Below are 6183 nucleotides of genomic sequence, written 5' to 3' on the forward strand. Positions count from 1 at the left end.
GTACTGGACCGTCTGCCGCGTCACCGCATGCGACCCCGGCCGTGAATTCGGCTTCGCGGTGCTGGTGGGCGACCGAGCCGTGAACAACTGGCACTACCAGCTCGAGCCATCGGGTGACGGCACCGACGTCACCGAATCGTTTCGAATGGCCTCCTCGCCGATGACGGACCTTTACTACTGGCTGTTCGGCGGCTGGTTGCGCCAACGACGAAACGTAAGGGATATGACCAAAACATTGCTGCGCATCAAGGATGTGGCCGAGGCATGAATGGACAGTGGTCGCGCGACGAGATCGAATCGGCTTTCGAGCGCCACAAGCAAGTCGTCGTGGAGATCGGTTCCAGCTGGGACTGGTCACGGTTCGCCGACCAATTCACCGAGGATGCAACCTACGTCGAGCACACCTACGGAACGATGCATGGTCGCGAGCAGATCCGCGATTGGATTGTCTCGACGATGAACGTCTTTCCCGGCAGCGAGATGCCCAACTATCCGACGTCCTGGCACTCCATCGACGTCGACCGCGGCTGGGTGTTCTGCGAGTTCCAGAACCAGATGCGCGATCCCGGCGACGGGAGCGTCCACCAGGCGGCCAATCTGTCGGTGATGAAATACGCCGGCGACGACTTGTGGAGTTATGAGGAAGACGCCTACAACCCGATGAACTTCCTGCCGATGGTGCGCGAGTACATCCAGCGGAGTTACACGTTGGGCAATGCCAGCGAAGACGCGATCACGTTCGCGAGAAACATGAACTGGGAATTGGGCTGACTGCCGGTCTCCGCTTCGGGCCGTAGGCTTTGGGATAAGCACTGCGCGACGATGTGGAGGGCCTCACCCGTGGAGATCGCATTCAAGCAGAGGTTGAACTGGCTGGCGCTGCACGGGTTTGTTCGTGGCGGCGCTTCGATCGGCGCGCGACGGGGTGACCTGCAGGCTCGGTTGATCGCCGACCCGACCGTGAATGCGAACCCGGCGCCTTTCTACGAGGAGGTGCGGTCTCGCGGTCCGCTGGTGCGATCCCGGATCGGCTACATCACCGCTGACCATGCGGTCGGGCACGAGCTACTGCGTTCCGACGACTTCCGGGTGCTGTCGATCGGATCGAACCTGCCCGCGCCGCTGCGATGGCTGGAGCGTCGTACTCGCGACGATCTGCTGCACCCACTGCGTCCGCCGTCACTGCTGGCCGTGGAGCCGCCGGACCACACCCGCTACCGCAAAACGGTGTCGTCGGTGTTCACCCATCGCGCGGTTTCCGCGTTGCGGGAAGGGGTTGAGCGGACCGCGGAGTCGTTGCTGGACGAGCTTTCTCGCGAGCCGGGTGTCGTCGACGTCGTCGATCGGTACTGCGCCCAGCTTCCGGTGGCGATCATCAGCGACATCCTCGGAGTGCCCGAGAACGATCGACAGCGCATTCTCGAGTTCGGTGAGCTCGCCGCGCCCAGCCTCGATTTCGGGCTGCCCTGGGCGCAATACCGGCGCGTGCAGCGCGGGATCACCGGCTTCAACTTCTGGTTGGACACCCATCTGGACAAGTTGCGCCGCGCTCCCGGTGACGATCTGATGACCCAGCTGATCCGCAAGGCCGAAAGTGGGTCGCCGGAAACGTATCTCGATCACGACGAGCTCCGCGCGGTCGCCGGTCTGGTCTTGGCGGCTGGATTCGAGACCACGGTGAACCTGCTCGGCAACGGAATTCGCATGCTGCTCGACAACCCCGACCACCTGCGCACGCTCAGTCAGCGGCCCGAGCTGTGGCCCAATGCCGTCGAAGAGATCTTGCGGCTGGAATCGCCCGTCCAGCTGACCGCCCGGTTGGCGTTGAATGACACCGAGATAGCCGGTCGCCAGGTCAGCCAGGGGGACTTGGTTGTGGTGTACGTAGCAGCGGCCAACCGCGATCCAGCCGTTTTCACTGACCCGAACGCGTTCGACATCGAACGCGACAACGCCGGCAAACATCTGGCGTTCTCCGGCGGTCGGCACTTCTGCCTTGGCGCGGCTTTGGCCCGCGCCGAAGGCGAAGTGGGATTGCGATCGTTTTTCGATCGCTTCCCCGACGTGCGCTCTGCGGGCGCGGGCAGCCGCCGGGACACCCGGGTTCTGCATGGGTGGTCGACGTTGCCGGTCGCCTTGGGTCCGGCCAGGTCGATGGCGACCCGCTAGCCGCTCGACTTTCCGCCGAAGTAGCATTCCAGCGTCATGGTGCACACCAGCTGACCGGTGCGGTTGAACATGGTGCCCTGTGCCAATCCTCGACCACCGATGCCGCTGGGTGAATGCTGCTCGTAGAGAAGCCAATCCGACACGTCCGGCGGGTGATGGAACCAGACCGCCAGATCCATCAGAGCCGAGAAGCCCGGTCCCAGTGGCGTCGTACCGCGCGCGATCATGGCCGACTCGAGCAGCGTGCGACCCGCGACGAAGGCAGCCAAGCAGGCGGCGATTACCGGATCATCCGGTGCAATACCGTTGGGGCGCCACCACATTCGTATGCGCGCGGGCGGGGGCTCGGCCAGGTCGGATGCCAGCCGGGCCGACGGGTCCACGTATCGCCAGTCGATGGGCTGCTCGCGCACCCACCAGCCACCACGTTCGTCGGCGTGGTCGCTGTGCTGCTCGGCGAAGGTCGGCACGGATTCAGGATCCGGTAAATCCGGTGGAAGTTGCTGATAGGCAAAGCTTTCGACGGACTTACTGAACGACGCGATGCCTTCGAGCAGTATCGAGCCGAACTGGCGGGCAGTCACACGCCGGGCCGAGAAGGTGCCGCCGTCATGCAGCGCGGTGACGTCGAAGTCCACTGGATGCCGAGCGTCACCGGCCCGCAGGAAATACATGTGCATGCTGTGCGGTAATCGCTCAGGCACAGTGCGACTGGCTGCCATCAGAGCCTGTGCTGCGATGTGGCCGCCGGAGATGTGATGCTCGAGTTCGTCGATCTGGTTTCCGACGAAGAACTCCGCGTTGACCTGTTCCAGGTCGAGCGAATCCAGGAGTTGGCTCAGCGTGATGACGGGCGGCGGAGAGGTCACGCACGCATCATGCCGCTAAGACAGGTAGCGGCCAAACCACTCCAGCACCCGCCGCCAGGCATCCTCGGCCGCAGCCGCGTTGTAGCGCGGTCCGGTGTTGTTGAAGAACGCATGGTCGGCATCGGGTTCGACAACGATCTCGTGGATCAACCCGGCGCGCTCGAGCGCGGCCTTGGCCGCCGGCTCCGAATCGGTGACGCGCTTGTCCAGCGCGCCGTAAAACGCCAGCACCGCAGTGGACTTGTCGCCGCTGAAGTCGTGACTATCCGGAAGCGGACCGTAGAACGGCACCGCAGCCGACAAGCGTGCCGTGTGGGAGGCCAGTAGCTGCCACACCAACCCGCCGCCGAAGCAGAATCCGACGACCGCCAGTTTCCCGCCAGGGACTCGGTTCTGCAGTTCGTGGACGCCCGAATTCAGATCGGCGATGAACCGGTCCTGCGGGGCGGCGGCCAGTGCGGCGGTCGCCTTTGCGGGATCGTCGAACTGTCCGGTCCCGCCTTCCTCGGACAGCAGGTCGATAGCCAGCGCCGAGTAGCCGGCTCCGGCGAAACGCTCGGCCACCGACCGGACCCAGTCGTTGAGCCCCTTGTTTTCATGAATCACCAGCACCCCGCGACGGGCGTTGTGGGCCGGGGCCCACGCGCCTTGAAGTTCGCCCCGCGGGCCCGGCCAGGTGATCGGCTCGGTGGGCAGGGCGCGCTTGGCGCCCGGCGGCTCCACTCCCTCGCCCGAGTGTGAGTGAAGTGGTTGGCTTGGCTTGTCGTCGCAGGCCGCGATCAACGAGGCCGCAGCACCGGCGCTGAGCCCGAGCAACGCCAGCCGCCGGAACGCTTCACGTCTGGTCAGCAATCCGTCGACGTGATCGGTCGCGATTTCCTCGGCGATGTATTGCTGTAGCCACGTCATCATGGCGAGTATGCGCCACAATCTGTCCCGGTGCCCGGATGACGCTGCCGCACTGGATCAGTCGAAGGTGTCCGGGTCGGCCACCGGGATCAGCAGATGGGACGGAGTGGGCCCACCCTGGTGCAGCTTATAGCTGCCGCCTGCCAGCGCGCGGCGGGCGGGCACGGTCGGGACCAGGTGCGGAAAGTCGAACGTGGTCACCGTGAGTCGCAGCCGGTGGCTCGACTCCAGCATCGCGGCGGTTGGGAAGACCTCGATGTCGTAGCGGGTCAATTCGCCCGGCACCACCGGTTCAACGGCTGACCGAGTGCTGATGTAATGCGGCTTGAGCACGGTGCCGTCGGACAGATACCAGGTGCGGTCCGGGTCCAGTGCGCGATGCGAGCCCAGAAGGGCGCCCTGCGTGAGCGGTCGGCTTGCGCCGTCAGGCGCAACGTCGTCGATATGGGCGACCCACAGCGACTCGGTGGTGTCCGCGGTGGCATGCACGGTCAGCGTGATCGGTCCGGCGATCAACGTCGGCGAAGCGAAGGCATCGGTGGTGTAGGTGAGTGCGCCGCGCTGCACTCGCCGGTTGTCCTGGTCGTAGCGGGTGTTTCCGCCGCGCTGGGTGCGGATGAAGCTGGTCAACCCGAGCGTCCACTGCTCGACGCTGCGGCCGGCCACCGGACCTCGGCCCACGTATTTGACTGTGGCCGTGGAGGTTTCGGGAGCGCAGTCGGCGGTCAGGCGGCCGGCTTCGGAGAGATATAACCGGGTCGGTGTCGCCGTGGGAAGCGGATATTCGCGGGCATGGAACCACCGCGGGCTTCCGATGGCCTGAAAGGTGAACGGAGATCCGGACATCGCCGCTGCCGTGTCGTCGTTCAGCCAGTAGTCGAACCAGCGCAGCTGTAGCGCGTGGAGATTCAGCCCGCCGTAGTCGGAGACGTGATACCAGGGGCCCATCATCAACCGCAACTGCTCGGACACCGGCTGGCCTGGTTGCATCGGCTGTTCGTCGGGCCGCCCCGCGTACGCGTTCTGCAGCGCGGCGTAATTCAGCGGAGCGCCGCGCTGGAAGGCGTCATGCCATCCGCCGACGAGGAAGACGGCTACCTTGTTGGCGACCACGCTCGGCAGTACCGTACCCGGCCGCATGGCATCCCAGAACGGCCCGTCGAACGCCGTCTCGCCGCCGGCGACGGCGTCGGCGATCAACGGCCGAAAGTAGTTCCGCTGATTGCGTCCGCGCTTGCGCACACCGGCAAATCCGCCGGCCCTGGGCCGCGGATGCTTGCCGCGATTGATGACTTCCAGCGCCGGGTTGACGACGTTGAGCAGCCGGTAGACCCCGCCATAGGCCCGCACCGTGCGCAGGTGCGGCGCCCCGCCCATCGCCGCCGCGTCGCGGTAGAAGTCGCGCGCCGACATGACCGGGAAGATCGCCTTGAGCGGAGAATCCGGCCCGATAGCGGCGGCGGTGAACAGTTGGTTGATCGCGAGGTAGGACACCCCGAACATGCCGACCCGCCCGTTGGCGTTGGGCAGCTTGGATGCCCAGTCGACGAGCTCGACCCCGTCCTGGGCCTGCCGTGCGCCGAACATCTCGAACGAACCGCCCGAGACGCCGCATCCCCGGACGTCGACCATCACCTCGATGTAGCCCCGCTTGATCAAATACGGGGTGGGGCCGCCACCGATTTGGGCGGCCGGCGGTGGAGCCTTCTTGCCGTACGGCGTCATCGACATCAGCACCGGGAACGGCCCGTCGGCGGGCCGGTCCGTGCCGGGCTCGGTGGGGTAATGAATGTCGACCCGCAACTCGACGCCGTCGCTCATCGGCACCGCGACGTTGTGGTGAATGCCCGTCCCGTACTGCGCCGCCCTGGGCTCCCACGACGGCGAATACGGCGACGGACGGTTTTCGCGGACCCGTCTGCGTCGCGATCGCAGCGTTGGCATCCCCACCTCCTGCACGCATGATTGCCTGGGCCAGACTGTAAAGATCCGCTGATCCTTGCCCCGCACGGGGGTTGCCTGTAAGCCTTGGTCCATGTCGGTTGAGAAAGCGGTGCTCGGACTGTGGCAGGCCCTATCGGGTCGGGACTGGGAAGGCGTCAAAACGTTCCTGTCCGCGGATTGCATCTATGTCGACATGCCGGTCGGGCCGACCCTGGCCGCTCGTGGGCCCGACGACATCGTCAAGCGACTCAAGGTCGGGCTGGAGCCGTTGGCCGGCTACGAGAATCACGAT

Annotated in this window: 6 protein-coding genes and 1 pseudogene; 4 read left to right on the forward strand and 3 right to left on the reverse strand. The window is 65.5% G+C overall.

All coding sequences use genetic code 11. The annotated features are described in order from the left end of the window. From WAN02_RS12740 to WAN02_RS12750, 3 genes are all read left to right on the forward strand, one after another. Positions 1–268 (forward strand): SRPBCC family protein (locus WAN02_RS12740; RefSeq protein ID WP_422264536.1); only part of this gene is annotated, 268 nt, incomplete at its 5' end. Continuing rightward, positions 265–771, forward strand: a complete 507-nt coding sequence (locus tag WAN02_RS12745) for a nuclear transport factor 2 family protein (protein WP_422264537.1) — start codon at positions 265–267, stop codon at positions 769–771. The genes WAN02_RS12740 and WAN02_RS12745, both read left to right, overlap by 4 nt. A gap of 75 nt (positions 772–846) precedes the next feature. Further along, positions 847–2169 (forward strand): cytochrome P450, encoded by a 1323-nt coding sequence (locus WAN02_RS12750; RefSeq protein ID WP_422264540.1) that lies wholly within the window; start codon positions 847–849, stop codon positions 2167–2169. On the opposite strand, the gene WAN02_RS12755 is transcribed toward WAN02_RS12750, so the two are convergent. Genes WAN02_RS12755 through WAN02_RS12765 form a run of 3 tightly spaced genes read right to left on the reverse strand, consistent with a single transcriptional unit; the run spans position 2166 to position 5768 of the window. After that, complete coding sequence (locus tag WAN02_RS12755; RefSeq protein ID WP_422264538.1) at positions 2166–3038, reverse strand: acyl-CoA thioesterase; 873 nt, start codon at positions 3036–3038, stop codon at positions 2166–2168. The genes WAN02_RS12750 and WAN02_RS12755 overlap by 4 nt on opposite strands. A gap of 15 nt (positions 3039–3053) precedes the next feature. Continuing rightward, positions 3054–3947: a dienelactone hydrolase family protein gene (locus WAN02_RS12760; RefSeq protein WP_422264539.1), complete on the reverse strand. Its 894-nt coding sequence runs from the start codon at positions 3945–3947 to the stop codon at positions 3054–3056. A 57-nt stretch (positions 3948–4004) separates the two neighbouring features. Next, positions 4005–5768 (reverse strand): CocE/NonD family hydrolase, encoded by a 1764-nt coding sequence (locus tag WAN02_RS12765; RefSeq protein ID WP_422264541.1) that lies wholly within the window; start codon positions 5766–5768, stop codon positions 4005–4007. 214 nt (positions 5769–5982) lie between these two features. Between WAN02_RS12765 and WAN02_RS12770 the strand changes: the two are divergent. After that, a pseudogene (locus WAN02_RS12770) lies at positions 5983–6183 on the forward strand (nuclear transport factor 2 family protein); the annotation flags it as partial.

The organism is Mycobacterium sp. (genome assembly GCF_049281135.1).
Lineage (GTDB): Bacteria > Actinomycetota > Actinomycetes > Mycobacteriales > Mycobacteriaceae > Mycobacterium.

Excerpts from the sequence above, each read along its gene's own strand:
- WAN02_RS12745 (WP_422264537.1), top strand. The coding sequence starts at position 265 with ATGAATGGACAGTGGTCGCGCGACGAGATCGAATCGGCTTTCGAGCGC.
- WAN02_RS12760 (WP_422264539.1), bottom strand. The coding sequence starts at position 3,947 with ATGACGTGGCTACAGCAATACATCGCCGAGGAAATCGCGACCGATCAC.
- WAN02_RS12765 (WP_422264541.1), bottom strand. The coding sequence starts at position 5,768 with ATGAGCGACGGCGTCGAGTTGCGGGTCGACATTCATTACCCCACCGAG.